The organism is Chitinivorax tropicus, assembly GCF_014202905.1.
Taxonomy (GTDB): Bacteria; Pseudomonadota; Gammaproteobacteria; order Burkholderiales; family SCOH01; genus Chitinivorax; species Chitinivorax tropicus.
Genome location: NZ_JACHHY010000027.1, coordinates 1 through 16,224, shown reverse-complemented (window position 1 = coordinate 16,224; position 16,224 = coordinate 1). Strand labels below are relative to the sequence as shown.

Below are 16,224 nucleotides of genomic sequence, written 5' to 3'. Positions count from 1 at the left end.
CACGCCTGGACTTAAGGCTAGCCCGATTCAACGTTCTTAGCAATCCCGCTATCCTGGGGCTTTCGCCCTGTAGACCGGAAACTTTGCGTCCCCACTTTTCAGTAGGTTTGCCCTGAAGATTAAGACGTCGATTTTTCTGGCACCTCTCTGATCACCATGCCTTATTTGGCCATAGTGGTCAGCTTTTCATGAGTACCTTGATCAAACGAGCAGAAATCGCTCGTAGCATCAAAGTATACATGCTTTTGACGCCAGCATATAAGCAAATATTAAACTATCTGCTATTCCGGTCAAGTGCCAATATTCCGCAAATCGATGTTTTATCAGGACTTATATGCCACCAACCCTAATACATACTCATTACCGTAAGTATAGTAACAAAAAATGCCTCTTATGGTTATCCACACCCTCATGCTGGCTGATGTGTGGATAATTTTCGTTCAGCCGTCATTGGGGCGGACGAACTACAATATCGAACATCCAGACCAATTCAAGACACCACACCATGCTAACACGCCGCTGGTTTCTGACAATATTTTGCGCACTTTCTTTGATCACCGGTTGCAGCAGCCTTTTGCAAAAACCACAACCCCCTCAGCTCAGCATCGCTGGTATCAGTCTGGTCGGGGGCAATCTGTTCGAACAGCAATTCATCTTGAAGTTACGTGTTCAAAACCCCAATGATTTCGATCTCCAACTGAGTGGCCTTCACTATAAGCTGGAGCTTGGCGGACAGGAGTTTGTGACGGGGCAGAGCAATCAGTCGGTCACGGTCAAACGGTTGGGGTCTGATGTATTGGAGGTTGAGGCCTATATCAAGTTGTTTGAGCTGATCAAACAGGCCAAGGCGATGGCGGTGAATGGCAAGGTGCCCTATCGATTGACTGGGGAGGCGCTGGTGGGGGAAAGTGGCTGGCGCTTACCATTTGACCGGAAAGGCGAATACGATCTGGCCCCGTTGGAACGGCTGAAAGGGTTTCAGATGCTACCGGGCAGCTGAGGCTGGCCAGTGGATCGGCAATCGGCTATTGACCTGCGGCTGCCATTGCTTTTCCAGCCAATACGCCAGCAACCAGGTGATCGGGAGGGCCACAATGGCCCCCCATGGACCACCATAGGCGTGACCCGCCTGTATCAAGGGTAGGTGCAGCAGATACTGTGCATAGGACACGCCCCCAAGAGGCAATAGCCAGCGGGTCAGCTGTGCCATGGCAGTACCAGCTGAGGGCCGACCACTCCACACCAGCAGAATGAGGCTGCCCAAGGTGAATACGATCACCCGGCCTGTAAACAGGCTAGACGAGGTCGCGAAGTGCCGCCATTGCTCCAATGCGAGCACCAGTATCGCCATCAGTACCATGATCATGGCAAGGTGCGCCTTTCGAGGCCCTGCGGGCGTGCGATATGTGGGATCTGCCCAGTGCCAAGCCATCAATATGAAAAACAGACCCAACCACGACAGCTCGGCCAATGCCGCGAACCGGGTATAGCCAACCGCCAGTGCCACCAGTAGCAACGCCATTCCAACCAGAAAGGCGGCCTCACCCGACAGCTTGAATGTCAAGCCCACGCGTTGGCGATGGGCGATCCATGCCCCCAGGCACCAGCCGATATAAAGCTCCAGCACATTCCACAGATGATGGCAGTGTTGCTCGTTCAACCAGAACGCCACACCACTGGTCACACCCACAGCCCATAAGGTGCGATGAATGCCAAACCGGCGAGTTGACCACCAGAACACGGGGTAGAGCAGGTAATAGATCACCTCATACCCCAACGACCACACAGCCGTACTGGGCAGTGCATTGGCGAGGCGACCACATACATAGCCACGATCACCCAGGAACAGCAGATTGGCCCACCAGTCCCACTGGCTGATACCGGCCCACCAGACCTGGTAGCGTGGAATATCCCGCTGCACGCCAATCCAGATCAAGATTACTGCCAGCGCATAGACAACCAACCAGATAGGATAGAGACGACGGACACGCAACAGAAGGTAGGCCTTGACACCCTGCCAGGTGTCCAATGGCCGGTGCAGGCTGGCGTAATGGATGCTGAAGCCAGACAGCAGGAAGAAAAACAGCACCGCCTGGTGTGCATAGCCACCCACCATTTCAACCAGCAGGGGCATGCTACCCTGGCCAGACTTGAACCCCAGAATCTGTAGCAGGTGTGCGATGGTGACATAGAGCGCAGCAAAGCCACGAGCCGCCTCCAGCGAGGCAACCATGGGGGCTTTACCTGCTGCCAGCACCGATGACTGGGTCATCCGCACAGCGCCGTGATGGCATGCTGCAGATTGTGACGAGCGGCGGCTTCCAACCTGTCATGAAAGTAATCGGTCTGGTACAACCGGGGCCGATCCAAAAACTGCTGCAGTAGCGCCGCCCGTTTGCAGCGGAACACAAAGGCCGGCACCCAGCGATATTCAGCCCGAACATGCTGCTCGAATTGCTGATAGACCGCTGGCACGGCCCCCAGTATGGAGAGGTCGATATCCAACAGCCAAGGCGCATCAGGTTGTGTCTGGTCTGCGTGCTGAGTGGCCAGAATCCAAGCCGATACGCGCTCGACCAATGGCCCAGCCAGCCCATGTCGGGCGGCAGTCTGGCGCCACCATGCCGCACTGGCCGCTTCATTGTCGGCGCGGTAGGGGTCGTACACCCCATCGTGGTACCAGATCGCCAGCTCCAGGCCGTCATCCACTGGCAAAGCCTGATCTGCATAGGCCCGATCCAGCCAGCTCAAGCACGCGGCGATGTGGGTGAATGTGTGGTAATGCCGTGCCGGCTCGGCATAGGCTTGCCGCAATGTTTGGTATTCAGCCAGATCCGGCTGGCAGCCCAGGCGCAGCCAGAGCGCTTGCCAACGTGCCGCCCACGGGTCTTCAGCTGTAGCGGACGGCGACATGTTGCTCACCCAGCCAGGCTTTCAGTTCATTCAGGAGATCATCATGCAGGGTAATGCGCCACGCATCGCCCAGCACCAGCTCGCACTCGGCCTCCTGATTGCTGTATTTGATGCTGACCGGGCAGGCACCTGCCTGGTAAGGGCTCAGGATCTGCTTGAGACGCCCCGCGTCGGCCTGTCCGTTCATCCGCAAGGCCAGTCGTTTGGCAAACTGGCTGCGCGCTTCGGCCAGCTCAAACAAGCTATCAGCGATGATCCGCACTCCGCCACTGTATTCATCGTGGCGCACATTGGCCTTGACCACCAGCAATGCATCCTCTTTGATTTTGTTGCGGCTGGCATCAAACAGCTCGGAGAACACTGAGATATCGACCGGCTCCGACCCATCATCCAGCTTCACAAAAGCCATGCGGCCACGTTGCGTCTGTTTGATGCGAACCTCCAGCACGATCCCCGCCAGCGTCTGCAAATCCTTCGGGTCTTTGGAAGGCCGCAGATCCTTGATCTTGGTCTTGGCGAATGTCCGCACCTCGGGCGCGTAGCCTTCGAATGGGTGCCCAGACAGATAGAAACCGATGGCCAGCTTCTCTTCTGTCAGCAATTTGATCAAATCCCAACGTGGGCAATCGATCATCTCCACGCTGGGCGCGGCCTCTTCGAACATGTCAAACAGCCCGCCCTGATTGGCATTGGCGTTTTTCTGCTCCGCCTGATCGATGGCCAGCTGCACGTTCGCCAGCAAGCGGCCACGGTGATCATCGACCGTATCAAAGGCACCGCCTCGGATCAGCGCCTCGATCACCCGCCGATTCACCATCCGTTTGTCAGTACGGTTGCAGAAGTCGAACAGGCTCTTGTATGGGCCATTTGCCTCACGCTCAGCCACGATATGCTCAATGGCCGCTTCACCCGTGCCTTTGATCGCACCCAATGCATAGCGGATGGACTGCATCGATTCGGGCACAAAGCGATAGACGGATTTGTTGATATCCGGTGACAACAACTCGATCCGGTTGAGCTTGAGATCCTCACGGAACACTGCCAGCTGGTCGGTATTCGACAATTCAGTGGACATGGTTGCCGCCATGAAGGCGGCACAGTAGTGCGCCTTCAGCCACGCCGTGTGGTAGGCCACCAGCGCGTAGGCAGCCGCGTGCGACTTGTTGAAACCATAGCCCGCGAATTTCTCCATGTAATCGAAGATTTCGTTGGCTTTTTCCTCAGAAATGTCTTTTTGCGCAGCTCCCGCAACAAAAGTCGCACGCTGCTGCACCATCTCCTCGACCTTTTTCTTGCCCATGGCCCGGCGCAGCAGATCCGCGCCGCCCAGGCTATAGCCCCCGCATACCTGCGCGGCCTGCATCACCTGCTCCTGATAGACCATGATGCCGTAGGTGGCCGACAGGACTGGCTCCAGCAAGGGGTGCAGGTATTCGAACTTGGTGCCCTGCTTACGCGCGATGAAGTCAGGGATCAGATCCATCGGCCCTGGGCGGTACAAGGCCACAAAGGCGATGATGTCCTCGAACAGATCGGGCTTCGCCTTCTTCAGCATGTCTTTCATGCCTGAGGACTCGAACTGGAATACCGCAGTGGTATTGCCGTCCTTGAAGATCTGATAGGCCTGCTGATCATCCAGTGGCAAGGCGGCAAGATCGACCGACCGTCCATCCAGTTGTTTGATATAACCAACTGCCAGCTCCAGAATGGTCAGTGTACGCAGGCCGAGGAAGTCGAACTTCACCAAACCGATCTGCTCGACGTCATCTTTGTCGAATTGGCTGACCGGGCTGGCCTCATCACCATAGGCTTGGTACAGCGGGCAGAAATCCGTCAGGCGGCCTGGCGCGATCAATACGCCGCCGGCGTGCATACCGACGCCGCGTGTCAGATCCTCCAGGGTCTGCGCCAGCTCGAACAACTCATCAACGCCCTCCTCCACCGCCTTGATCTCGTTGATCTGCGGCTCCATCTCGATGGCCTTGGCCAGCGCGACTGGCTTGTTGGCCTCCAAGGGCACCAGCTTGGATAAGCGATCGCACAGACCGAAGGGGAGATCCAGCACCCGCCCGACATCCCGAATCACGGCTTTCGATGACATGGTGCCATAGGTAATGATCTGCGAGACGGCATCGATGCCATACTTCTGCCGTACATATTCAATCACCCGCCAGCGGTTGTCCTGGCAAAAATCCACGTCGAAGTCGGGCATCGACACCCGCTCGGGGTTCAGGAAACGCTCGAACAGCAAGGCATAACGCAATGGATCGAGATCCGTGATCCCCAGGCTGTACGCCACCAGGGAGCCCGCCCCCGACCCCCGGCCTGGGCCAACCGGGCATCCGTTGTTCTTACCCCAGTTGATGAAGTCCGCCACGATCAGGAAGTAACCTGGAAAGCCCATCTTGATGATGGTGTCGGTTTCAAACTTCAGCCGCGCTTCGTATTCAGGGCGTTTGGCCTCGCGTTCATCGGCATCGGGGAACAGATGCAACATCCGTTCCTTCAGCCCCTCTCCCGCGCGGTATTCCAGATAGTCATCGAGCGTCATGCCATCTGGCGTGGGGAAATCCGGCAGGAAGTATTTTCCAAGCTGGATGGTGACATTACACCGCTTGGCGATCTCGACCGTATTGGCTAAGGCCTCCGGCACGTCAGCAAACAGCGCCAGCATCTCTGTGCGCGATTTGAAATACTGATCCTCGGTGAAATCACGCGGGCGGCGCTTGTCGGCCAAGACATAGCCACTGGCAATGCAGACCCGCGCCTCGTGCGCCTTGAATTCCTCACGGCTCATGAACTGGATCGGGTGCGTGGCCACCACGGGCAGATCCAGCTCTGACGCCAGTTGCAGGCAGCCCTGCAGGACTTGTTCATAAAGGGACTGGCCGTTGCGTTGCAGCTCCAGATAGTAGGCATCAGGGAACAGTCTGGCCCACCAGTTGGCGTACTCAGTGGCTTGATTGAGGTTGCCATTGATCAGCGCCTGCCCCACATCCCCCCAGGCCGCCCCGGAGAGCACGATCACGCCCCGGTTGTCACCGCTTTCCAGCCAGGCCCGCTTGATCTCGGCCCGCTCGCGGTACTGATTGGTGCGGTAGGCTTGGGTCAGCAATTCAGCAACCCGCCCATAACCCGCCCGATCACGGCAGATCAGCATGGCGCGGAAAGGCTTGTCACGGTCGATATCGTTTTCGATCCAGACATCGCAACCAATGACAGGTTTGATGCCTTTACCACGGCAAGCCTTATAGAACTTGAGCATGCCGAACATATTGGCGAGATCGGAGATCCCCAGCGCAGGCATCTGCTCGGCCTTGGCGCGGCCTACGGCGTCGTCGATACGGACGATACCGTCTTGGATGGAGAACTCAGTGTGGAGGCGGAGATGGACAAAGTCAGGAGCATTCATTCTGTCATTTTAACCCACCACTGCCTGCTGCTGGCAGTCGTTTAGTGGGTGCCACACTAAGCATTTGATTTCATGTACTCCGCCAGCTTCCACCCAGACCAGATGGCCGCCCCGGCTCGCACAACCGTGCGATACAACTTGTCACCACTCGCCGCTGGCGGGCACTATCATGACATTGTGACCTGAAGGAGCCCCTGCATGCCCAGTCGATTTGCCGACCTGCTACAGTTCGGCCCGCTGTCGGTGTTTGCCACCAGCTTGGCCATTGGCTTGTTGATTGGTCTGGAGCGCGAGCGCAGCCCCGCCGCACGGGCCGGTCTACGCACTTTTGCCCTCACTGCCATGTTGGGGTCGATTTGCGGCATGTTGGCGCAGACCTTCAACAGCCCTTGGCTGATTGCCGCTGGGCTGATCTCGGTGGCTGCATCCATCATCAGTGCCTATCAAAAGCCCCACAACGGCAGCCACGACCCCGGCACAACGACACAGATTGCCTTGCTGCTCTGTTTCGGGCTGGGCGTATTGTGTTGGGTGGGAGAACGTAATCTGGCGGTCTCGCTGGCGATCGTGTCCACCATCTTGCTGCATTTCAAGACCGAGCTGTCAGGCATCGCCCGCAATCTGACCCCGCGTGACGTGCGCTCCATGCTGCAATTTGCGGCGCTAAGCCTGGTGATCCTGCCGGTGCTGCCGAATCAGGATATGGGGCCGTACCGGGCCTTCAACCCCTATCAGACCTGGTTGATGGTGGTATTGATCTCAGGTGTCAGCCTGGCGGGGTATGTGGCGCTTCGTCTGCTGGGCGAGCAGATCGGCGCAACCTTGCTGGGTTTGCTGGGCGGGCTGGTTTCAAGCACCATCACCACCCTGCTCTATTCACGACAGGCCAAGGAAAACCGTGACTTGATCCACTTTGCAGCGGTTGTGGTGGCATTGGCACACCTGATGATCTTTGTGCGCCTGACCCTGCTGAGCGCAGCCGTTGCACAGGGCATGCTGGTCGCACTGGCCACCACGCTCGGTATCGGGCTGGTGATCGGGCTCATCATGATCGCCCTCAGCTTCCGAGGCCAACACGCCCCCAGCGCTGCACCGAACATGACCAACCCCGCCGAACTGAAAACGGCCATCACCTTCGCACTGATCTACTCCGTGGTGCTGCTGGCCTCTGCCTGGTTGCAGGACATGGCGGGGGCTGGTGGGCTGTACTTCGTCTCGTTGGCGTCTGGCCTGACCGATGTGGACGCAATCACGTTGTCAACCATGCGGTTGTTCAGCCAACAGCGCCTGACACTGGATCAAGCCCTGATCAGCATCGTACTGGCCATCAGCGCGAATACCGCGTTCAAACTGATCCTGACCACCAGCATCGGTGGCTGGGCATTCACCAAACGCATCATGCTGCCCATGTTGGGAGCAACATTGGGCAGCGCTGGTGCCTTGATTGGCGTTGTGCTGCGTGGCTGACAAGGCACCGTTTGCCGCAGCTCACTTGAAGCTTTGCAGCTGCTTTTTGTACTCCGGGGACTCCCGCACTGCGGCAACCGCATCCCAGATCTGTTTGGCCAGCTCGCCCTGCTTCGCGACAAAAGACTTGGACAGCATCAGGAAGTAAGGCTTCTCGACCAAAGGTGGACCAAATCGCTCCAGCTTGCCGTTGAATTCTGGCTGCGAGGCAATGCTGGCGTCGCCCTCCTGGGTTTGCAGCGCCACCGCCGCCAACCGGCCACTGAGCACCTTCCGTAAATTGTCATCCGCCACACGGGTGCCATCATCCACTTTCAGCCCCATGCCCTTCAATTGATCGACAACAGAAAAGCCTGACTGGGCACCAACCCCAGCGTCAGCATGTTTCAGGGTCTTGCCGTCCCAATCCACTGGATTGCCTTTCAGCCGGTAGAAGCTGTAGCTGTCATCCAGCATCCGTTTGCTGTTGTCTGGCTTATCGCCCACCATTGGGTAGTGCCCCATCTCCAGGCGGTCTGCCTTGAAACTGATCTTGAACAGTCCATCCATATTGCCCTGCTTGACCTCCTCCATGCACCGCTTCCAAGGCAGGGGCTGGATGTCCAGCTTGGTTCCCAGCTTTTTCTCGACCATCTGCATCATGATGATGCTCAGCCCAGGCTTGGACTTGAGCAGCCAAGGATAGGACTCTTCATTTTCAGTACATAATTTCACTGATGCGGGTTTCTCAGCGGCAACCACACCGGACATGGTGATCGCCAATACCAAGCAGGACAGACGGAACAGACGGGGCATGACAGACACTCCAAAACAAGTTCAGACTGACGTTATAGCTCTTTTAAATTCGAATTTCCACATATCAATGCACAAATACGTATTGATTGCAGCACAGACATATCCTGAAACCCGCCCGCAACATAGGTCAGCCTGCGGGATAGGCTATCCAGCAAGCGCCACCCAAGCCGCTTTCAACCATCACCCCGGCCACGCAGTCTCGGAAAAGGCGAAAGTTTGATGCATATCAAACCAGTCGATCCCGCATGGGTTCAATCTCTTGAAATCTGTCCAGTACAACCCATCTTGTTACTCACAGCTGGCGCGCAGCGATTCATAACCTGTTGAATATCCAATTCTTACTCGCAAGAAAGGAGCATCATCATGGCCAACATCCGCCCCGCTTTCGACAACGTATTCGATGACTTGTTGAAAGGCTTTTTTGTCCGCCCTGTTCAGTTTGCAGATCAACCTGAGCTGCAGATCAAGATGGATGTGAAGGAAGACGACCGAGCCTATACCGTCCACGCGGATATCCCTGGTGTCAAGAAAGAAGACATCCACGTCACCATCGATGGCAGCCTGGTTGCCATTTCAGCCGAGGTCAAGCGCGAAAGCGACACCAAGGATGGTGAGAAGCTGCTACGTAGCGAGCGCTATTACGGCAAAGTATCCCGTAGCTTCCAGCTGGCGCAAGATGTCGATCAGAGTGAAGCGGTTGCCAGTTACAAAGACGGTGTTCTGGAATTGCGCCTGCCCAAGCGGCAACAAAGCGCCACCAAACGCCTCACCATCTCCTGACGCTGCTTGCCAAGCCCGCTCCCGTCTGGGGGCGGGTTTTTTGCCGCCCGCCTGGATCGCTCAACATTTGGATTCCCTTTTCCCAATAATTATTTATAATTATTCTCATTTGCACAATGCTGTGCATGGACGAGGTCGGTCGATCATGCTTGGCAGTCACACAGTCGGCCAACACATCTTCGGGAAAGGATCATGCATGGATATCGAGCACAGCATCGATTTGCCCGTACCACTGCATGATGTGGTGGCCCAGCTGCAGGCCCCGATACGGCTTCAGCACGGGGCCGGTTCAGCGCCCCTTTCCGGCGCATGGTTCGTGTGGGTCTATCAGGTGGCATTGCGGGGGGTTGGCGTGGCGGCATTCTGGCCGCGTGGCACGGATGTTTCGTCGAAAGACTACATCACGCCAACAGGCCGCCGAGCGTATGCCTTACGCGGCACTGGGCACAGCCGGTTGATCCGGCGCTGGGACCATCACATCACGCTGCTCGAATCCGACCAGGGAACACGTTATATCGATCACATGGAGATCGACGCTGGCTGGTTGACACCTGCCATCTGGCTGCTCGCCAAATGTTTTTACGTACACCGTCAGCGACGCTGGTTGAAGCTGGCACGCAACGGTTTTGTTTTTAGTTAGTTCGTTACAACGGGAAATACCGATGAAAACACGCTTTCTGACCCCGCTCGCCTTGTTGCTGGCTACCGCAGGTTTCGTTCATGCCGAAGAAGTCACCGTCTACTCCGCACGGAACGAGCCCTTGATCAAGCCACTGTTCGATGCCTTCACCAAAGAGACTGGTATTCAGGTCAAGGTACACACCGACAAGGAAGGCCCACTGATGGCCAAGCTGCAGGCAGAAGGCGCCAACACACCTGCTGACATGTTGTTGACCGTCGATGCGGGCAACCTGTGGCAGGCCAGTAATCTGAATCTGCTGAAGCCTGTCAAATCCGCCGCGCTGGAAGCCAACATCCCTGCGCATCTGCGCGACCCAGGCAACCAGTGGTTCGGTCTGAGCGTGCGGGCGCGGACCATTTTCTTCAACAAGGAGAAAGTCAACCCTGCTGAGCTGTCCACCTACGAAGCATTGGCTGACAAAAAATGGAAGGATCGCCTATGCCTGCGTACCTCCAAAAAGGTCTACAACCAGTCGCTGGTAGGCATGATGATTGCTGAACAGGGTGAGGCCAAGGCGGAGCAGGTTGTGCGGGGCTGGGTCAACAATCTGGCTACCGATGTGTTCGCGGATGACACTAAGATGCTGGAAGCAATTGCCGCTGGCCAGTGCGATGTCGGCATTGCCAACACCTACTACTATGGCCGCCTGGTCGAGAAGAACAAGTCGCTGCCGGTCGGCATCTTCTGGGCCAACCAGAAGACCAATGGTACGCACGTCAATATCTCTGGCGCAGGCATCACCAAGCATGCCAAAAATGAAAAAGGTGCCATCAAGCTGCTGGAATGGCTCTCATCTGACAAGGCTCAAAACCTCTATGCCGATGTGAATCTGGAATTCCCTGCCAACCCCAAGATCAAGCCGGATGCGTTGGTAGCCAGCTGGGGGGATTTCAAGCACAACTATGTCAACGTCGCCAAGGCCGGTGAGAATCAAGTGGCCGCTACCAAGCTGATGGATCGCGCTGGCTATAAATAAGTTACATAGGTGCTTACCCTGCGTGATATGCGCCGGGTGAATGGCCACTGGCGGGGCAGACGCCCGCCAACCACAACGGGCAAGCAATTGCCCGTTGTGCATTTTCGCGATTGCGAATCCTATCGGTTACAATTCTCATTTGAAGCCTATTTCAATTGATCCTCCATGCCTGCCAGTGGTCCGCTCACATCAACCCACCCCCTTGCGATCGACGCGCAAGACAGTACGCTACGCCCTGTCCGACGCCGAACGTGGCTAATCCGACTGCCATCCATGCTGATCGCGCTGGTGCCCTTGATCCCGCTCGGCATCGTGCTGTCTGCCTGGCTGCAGCCGCCCAACGATGTCTGGCCGCATCTGGTCGAGACCCTGTTGCCCGAGCTGGTTGCCAACACCACCTGGCTGGCGCTAGGGGTGGGCGTCGGCACATCCTTGCTGGGCGTTGGCCTGGCGTGGCTGACTGCCATCCACCAGTTCCCGGGCAGGCGGTTCTTCCGTTGGGCCCTGATGCTGCCTTTGGCCATGCCTGCTTATGTGATGGCATTCGCCATCGTCGGCTTGCTGGAATTCACCGGGCCAATCCAGACTTTGCTGCGTGAATGGTTTGGCAGCAGCGCGGGGTTCCCCCGCATCCGCTCCCGAAGTGGCGTGATACTGGTGATGAGCTTCGCGCTCTATCCCTATGTCTATCTATTGGCGCTGAACGCCTTTCAGAGCCAAGGCCGGCGCGCCCTGGAGGCCGCCCAATCACTGGGCCTCTCCCGCACTCAGGGCTTCTTCAAGGTGGCGTTGCCCATGGCGCGGCCCTGGATCATCGCAGGTGTCATGCTGGCCATGATGGAAACCCTGGCGGACTTCGGCACCGTCTCCATCTTCAACTACGACACCTTCACCACCGCGATTTATAAAGCCTGGTTCCAGATGTTCTCGCTACCCGCCGCCACCCAACTGGCCTCCTTGTTGGTCATGGTGGTGCTGGCTCTGGCCGTGGCTGAACAACACGCCCGTGGCCATCGGCGTTACACCCCCGCAGGCCGTACCACCCAGCAGCAGCGCATCCCCCTACTGGGCTGGCAAGCCTGGGGTGCCACCTTGGCGTGCAGCCTGGTCTTGGCCTTGGCTTTCATCGTCCCAGCCATGCAGCTTGTCTGGTGGGCCATGGGCATCATTCAGCATGATCTCGACGCCCGCTACATCGATTTCGTCCTGCACTCGATCCTGTTGGCAGCTTTTGCCGCCCTGCTGGTCGCCACCTGCGCACTGGCGCTGTCCTACACCCAGCGTCGGCTGCCTGATCGCACCAGCCACTGGGTATCACGGCTGGCCACCCTTGGCTACGCCATTCCTGGCTCGGTGTTGGCGGTGGGCATCTTTGTGCCGATCGCCTGGTTGGACAATCAATTGCTGGCCTATGGCAAAGCCTGGCTGCCAAACGGCACCCACCAAATCCTCAATGGCACGCTGACAGTCGTGTTGCTGGCATATCTCGCCCGCTTCATGGCCGTGGGAGTAAGCCCGGTCGAATCCGCCATGCACCGCATCACCCCCAGCCAGGACGAGGCCGCACGCAGCCTGGGGCTGGGCGGCCTGCAGCTGATCCGACGTGTCCATCTGCCGCAACTGAACGCCGGTCTGTTATCCGCCATGCTGCTGGTGTTTGTGGATGTCATGAAGGAGATGCCCATCACCTTGATGACCCGCCCATTCGGCTGGGATACCCTGGCCATCCGCGTCTTCGAAATGACCAGTGAGGGCGAGTGGCAACGCGCCGCATTACCCGCCATCTCACTCGTCATCGCGGGCCTTTTGCCGGTCCTGCTGCTGATGCGCCAGACCGACCAATCCACCTCAGACGTAAGCAATTAAACGATGTCGCAGCTTTCACTCAAACAGATTTCCCATGCCTATGGTACCCGCCACATCATCGACGGCCTGAGCCTGCACCTGGATAAGGGAGACATCGGCTGCCTGCTCGGCCCATCCGGCTGTGGCAAGACCACGGTATTACGCTGCATCGCAGGTTTCGAATCCATCACCGGTGGCGGCATCATCCTGAATGGTCAGACCGTAGCCACTGCCGGGCAGCTGGTGCCTCCACAACAGCGTAAAATCGGCATGGTGTTCCAAGACTATGCCCTGTTCCCACACCTGACTGTGGCGGGTAACGTCGCCTTTGGCCTGCACGGCATGGGCAAGGCAGAGCAGCAACAACGTGTCACAGAGATGCTGTCGGTAGTGGGGCTTGCCAACCTGGCCCAGTCCTACCCCCATCAACTGTCTGGCGGCCAGCAACAACGGGTGGCCCTGGCGCGCGCATTGGCCCCCCAGCCGGCCATCCTGTTGCTGGATGAACCCTTCTCCAACCTGGATGTCGAGCTGAGGAAGAAACTGTCAGAGGAGATCCGTACCATCCTCAAATCCCAGCAGATGACCGCCATCCTGGTCACCCATGATCAGAGCGAAGCCTTTGCCATGGCCGACCAGATCGGCATCATGCAACATGGCCGCATCGAGCAATGGGACACCCCTTACAACCTCTACCACCGCCCGGCCAACCGCTTCGTGGCGGACTTCATCGGTGAAGGCGTGTTCCTGCCCGGCCAGGTCATCCGGCACGATCTCCTGGAAATCGAACTAGGAGAGATTCGCGGCACCATGCCAGAAACCTGCTGCCTGGGCTGCACCGCCGACGTCCTGATCCGCCCGGATGACATCCTGCACGACGACGCCAGCCCAGTGAAAGCCAAGGTCATCAACAAAGCCTTCCGTGGCGCTGAGTTCCTCTACACCTTAGAATTGGAAAGCGGCGATCAAGTCCTGTCACTCGTCCCCAGCCACCACAACCACGCGGTGGGGGAGTGGATTGGCATCCGGCTGGAGATCGACCATGTCATTGCGTTTCAGCGGTGATTTTGTCCAGCAGCAACATTCACCTTTGCTGGCATCAACAAGCGGCACGAAAGCAGGTGGAAAACGACCAGACATGGTGCGGCATACTGCCAACCAGGGTGCAAGGTTCATTTCGGCCTCAATGTGGAACCCTGTCGATCGGCGCCACGCCGACTGTGCAGATTCGGCACAAGATGCCATGCACAACAAAGCTATTTGACACCACCGATATCACGGGTACGGCTAATCATGAATCACATTCATATTCGTAACATGGTCGCCTCAGATGTTGACGACATCGTCACACTTTCTGGAGAGCTGGGCTATATCACGACACCAACACTCGTTCAGCAACGCATGTGTCAACTTCTAGCTCGCGATGATACTTTTGCAGCCGTCGCCATCGACCGGGAAAATCGTCCAATTGGTTTTGTGCACGCGACGGCTTATCACCTGTTCACCTCCCCGGTATTTTCGGAAATCATGGCCCTGGTCGTCAGCGAACGTCACCGGAGACAGGGTATCGGACAAGCGCTAGTCACCGCAGCGGAAACGTGGGCTCAGTCCCAGGGCCATACTCATCTGCGCCTGCGATCTGGCATCCATCGAGCCGAGGAAGCGCATGTGTTTTACAAGCAAATTGGTTATGACGCGAGTAGAACTTCCGTGTTATTTCGAAAAGAATTTTGAGTCAGCCTGGCATTGTTGTGCTACGCCATGTTTGCCGCTGCTTACATGATGGCGGTATGACTTATGATTTATCCGTAAATTACATAATAAGCCTGAGCCGACCGTAACTCGGCGCAGGATTGTCAAAATGACCAAAGCGCGGGCCCACTCGCAAGAACGTGTTCACAATCTCCTGAGCAGTACCGCCAAGAAGGCCAGCTGGATGAATTGCAAGCTGGTATTGAGCCATTGCTCGCAGTTCTTCCAGAGCCGCCCGTCCTTTTCCAACCAGACGTTTGGCAATCTGCACCATATTCGCCTCGCCCAGGATTCCCTTCACCTCTTGGGCGAAAGGCTGACCCACGTCACCGCTGTCAGCCAGCACACTTTGCACTTTACTCAAGCCGACTCCGCAGCGCTTTAGTGCCTGTAACGCCCCTTTGCGGTCAGTGACCTCTTCCGTGGTCACAGCCATGGCATGAGGCATGCCCTTGCGTATCCTCGCCAATATGTCGCTTAATGCCTACAATTTTCTTGCCCGCGTCATCGCCCTTACTACCGGCTGTATCCGTGTGCTTCACGCGCTGCGCATCCACGATCAGAGGCGTCGGCATGGCGTTGCGCCTCGGTCTCTCGCGGGCCGCGCCAACCTGATTTTTTTATTGCCCGCTCCAGTACACTGGTGCCGTCCTGGTCGAGTTCGCTCCACTTGGCAAAGTACGAATGCACTGTGTGCCATTCCGGAAAATCTTTCGACAGTATCCGCCACTGGCAACCACTGCGCAGCAGGTACAGGATTGTGCAGAACACTTCGTACAGATCCACTGTGGTCGGCTTCGTGCGCTTCCTGACGCTTTGCAGCAGTGGCAGGATTTTTTCAAACTGCTCTCGACTGATATCGCTGGCGTAGGGGGCTATCATTCCACCATTACCTGGCAATACGACGAGATCGTGAACACGTTCTTACAGCCTGTTCCGCCGTGCCTGCGCGCGCACCACCCAAGAACGGTCACCTTGCAGGGCGAAGCGCTGTGGCCGGCTTTAGCCTTTGCCGCACGCTCTCAGAAACGCTGATGCATCAGGAAGCTTTCCGCCATCTCAGGTGCCGCCTCACGCTCGAACAGTTCGGAGGCCAGACGCCGCAGGCTATTCATCAGGAATTTCACGCGGCCATCCTGCTCCATGGCCTGGCCACCATCGCCGCCCAGGATGTCTTGGTTCAACATGGATTGACTGCCCAATCCTATGGCCCCCAACCTAACCCAGGCTACTCACCTGGTACGACTATTCTTGCACGGCAGCTCGACGATCCCCAATCAATCAACGAGATCGGGCATACGCTTTTTCAGCGCCATCGTGACCTTCCCCCCGGCTGAACCGCCGCGGCTTTGATGGAGGCTGGTTGGTTAAAGTCAGGCCAGAATAACAGCCTGATCGGCGAGTTGCCTGTAGTAGTTTGCCTGAGCTTCTGCAGGCGGGATATAACCAATGGGTTCGAGCAACCTGTGATGGTTAAACCAGGACACCCATTCCAAGGTCGCCAGCGCCACTGACTCCTTGGTTTTCCAGGGGGCTCGTCGGTGGATCATCTCGGCCTTGTACAAGCCATTTATTGTTTCCGCCAAGGCGTTGTCGTAGCTA

The 16,224-nt window shown here is 57.2% G+C and carries 15 protein-coding genes, 1 pseudogene and 1 riboswitch; of the genes and pseudogenes, 9 read left to right on the top strand and 7 right to left on the bottom strand.

The genetic code is table 11. The annotated features are described in order from the left end of the window. Positions 1 to 35: 35 nt before the first annotated feature. Positions 36 to 122, bottom strand: a riboswitch (cyclic di-GMP riboswitch). 452 nt (positions 123 to 574) lie between these two features. Next, positions 575 to 1,000, top strand: coding sequence for an LEA/WHy family protein (locus HNQ59_RS17060; protein ID WP_184041605.1), 426 nt, complete (start codon positions 575 to 577; stop codon positions 998 to 1,000). Here the strand turns inward: HNQ59_RS17060 and HNQ59_RS17055 are convergent. From HNQ59_RS17055 to dnaE, 3 genes are read right to left on the bottom strand one after another with little or no spacing between them, the layout of a single operon-like run. After that, entirely contained in the window at positions 986 to 2,272 is a 1,287-nt protein-coding gene (locus HNQ59_RS17055) for an acyltransferase family protein (RefSeq protein ID WP_184041604.1), read from the bottom strand. The two genes, HNQ59_RS17060 and HNQ59_RS17055, sit on opposite strands and share 15 nt — an antisense overlap. Continuing rightward, a complete protein-coding gene (locus HNQ59_RS17050) occupies positions 2,269 to 2,913 on the bottom strand; it encodes an HD domain-containing protein (protein ID WP_184041603.1) in 645 nt (214 codons plus the stop codon). The genes HNQ59_RS17055 and HNQ59_RS17050 overlap by 4 nt, the downstream gene beginning before the upstream one ends. Next, the gene (gene dnaE / locus HNQ59_RS17045; RefSeq protein ID WP_184041602.1) at positions 2,891 to 6,325 is read right to left on the bottom strand and encodes a DNA polymerase III subunit alpha; all 3,435 of its coding nucleotides are present in this window, start codon (positions 6,323 to 6,325) and stop codon (positions 2,891 to 2,893) included. The genes HNQ59_RS17050 and dnaE overlap by 23 nt, the downstream gene beginning before the upstream one ends. Before the next feature lie 198 nt (positions 6,326 to 6,523). Between dnaE and HNQ59_RS17040 the strand changes: the two genes are divergently transcribed. Continuing rightward, positions 6,524 to 7,792: an MgtC/SapB family protein gene (locus tag HNQ59_RS17040; RefSeq protein ID WP_184041601.1), complete on the top strand. Its 1,269-nt coding sequence runs from the start codon at positions 6,524 to 6,526 to the stop codon at positions 7,790 to 7,792. A gap of 21 nt (positions 7,793 to 7,813) precedes the next feature. Here HNQ59_RS17040 and HNQ59_RS17035 read toward each other — a convergent pair whose 3' ends face one another. Further along, positions 7,814 to 8,587, bottom strand: coding sequence for a substrate-binding periplasmic protein (locus HNQ59_RS17035; RefSeq protein ID WP_184041600.1), 774 nt, complete (start codon positions 8,585 to 8,587; stop codon positions 7,814 to 7,816). Between the two features lie 363 nt (positions 8,588 to 8,950). Between HNQ59_RS17035 and HNQ59_RS17030 the strand changes: the two genes are divergently transcribed. The 7 genes from HNQ59_RS17030 to HNQ59_RS17000 all read left to right on the top strand — a co-directional run bounded on the left by HNQ59_RS17030 (position 8,951) and on the right by HNQ59_RS17000 (position 14,604). Next, a complete protein-coding gene (locus HNQ59_RS17030; protein ID WP_184041599.1) occupies positions 8,951 to 9,367 on the top strand; it encodes an Hsp20/alpha crystallin family protein in 417 nt (138 codons plus the stop codon). A 196-nt stretch (positions 9,368 to 9,563) separates the two neighbouring features. After that, the gene (locus HNQ59_RS17025) at positions 9,564 to 10,007 is read left to right on the top strand and encodes a hypothetical protein (RefSeq protein ID WP_184041598.1); all 444 of its coding nucleotides are present in this window, start codon (positions 9,564 to 9,566) and stop codon (positions 10,005 to 10,007) included. Positions 10,008 to 10,029: 22 nt separating this feature from the next. Further along, positions 10,030 to 11,025 (top strand): extracellular solute-binding protein, encoded by a 996-nt coding sequence (locus HNQ59_RS17020; protein ID WP_184041597.1) that lies wholly within the window; start codon positions 10,030 to 10,032, stop codon positions 11,023 to 11,025. Positions 11,026 to 11,298: 273 nt separating this feature from the next. Next, positions 11,299 to 12,891 (top strand): ABC transporter permease, encoded by a 1,593-nt coding sequence (locus tag HNQ59_RS17015; protein ID WP_246491060.1) that lies wholly within the window; start codon positions 11,299 to 11,301, stop codon positions 12,889 to 12,891. Between the two features lie 3 nt (positions 12,892 to 12,894). Continuing rightward, positions 12,895 to 13,935, top strand: a complete 1,041-nt coding sequence (locus HNQ59_RS17010) for an ABC transporter ATP-binding protein (RefSeq protein ID WP_184041595.1) — start codon at positions 12,895 to 12,897, stop codon at positions 13,933 to 13,935. Continuing rightward, on the top strand, positions 13,913 to 14,134 hold the full coding sequence (locus HNQ59_RS17005; protein WP_184041594.1) for a hypothetical protein: 222 nt from the start codon (positions 13,913 to 13,915) through the stop codon (positions 14,132 to 14,134). Before HNQ59_RS17010 ends, HNQ59_RS17005 begins: the two co-directional genes overlap by 23 nt. 29 nt (positions 14,135 to 14,163) lie before the next feature. Then, positions 14,164 to 14,604, top strand: coding sequence for a GNAT family N-acetyltransferase (locus HNQ59_RS17000; RefSeq protein ID WP_184041593.1), 441 nt, complete (start codon positions 14,164 to 14,166; stop codon positions 14,602 to 14,604). Positions 14,605 to 14,766: 162 nt separating this feature from the next. On the opposite strand, the pseudogene HNQ59_RS16995 reads toward HNQ59_RS17000, so the two are convergent. From HNQ59_RS16995 to HNQ59_RS16985, 3 genes and pseudogenes are all read right to left on the bottom strand, one after another. After that, positions 14,767 to 15,504, bottom strand: a pseudogene (locus HNQ59_RS16995) (IS5 family transposase). A gap of 140 nt (positions 15,505 to 15,644) precedes the next feature. Further along, positions 15,645 to 15,809, bottom strand: a complete 165-nt coding sequence (locus tag HNQ59_RS16990) for a hypothetical protein (RefSeq protein ID WP_184041592.1) — start codon at positions 15,807 to 15,809, stop codon at positions 15,645 to 15,647. A gap of 186 nt (positions 15,810 to 15,995) precedes the next feature. Next, positions 15,996 to 16,224, bottom strand: a 229-nt coding sequence (locus HNQ59_RS16985; RefSeq protein ID WP_184041591.1) for an integrase core domain-containing protein, incomplete at its 5' end; no start/stop codon positions are given.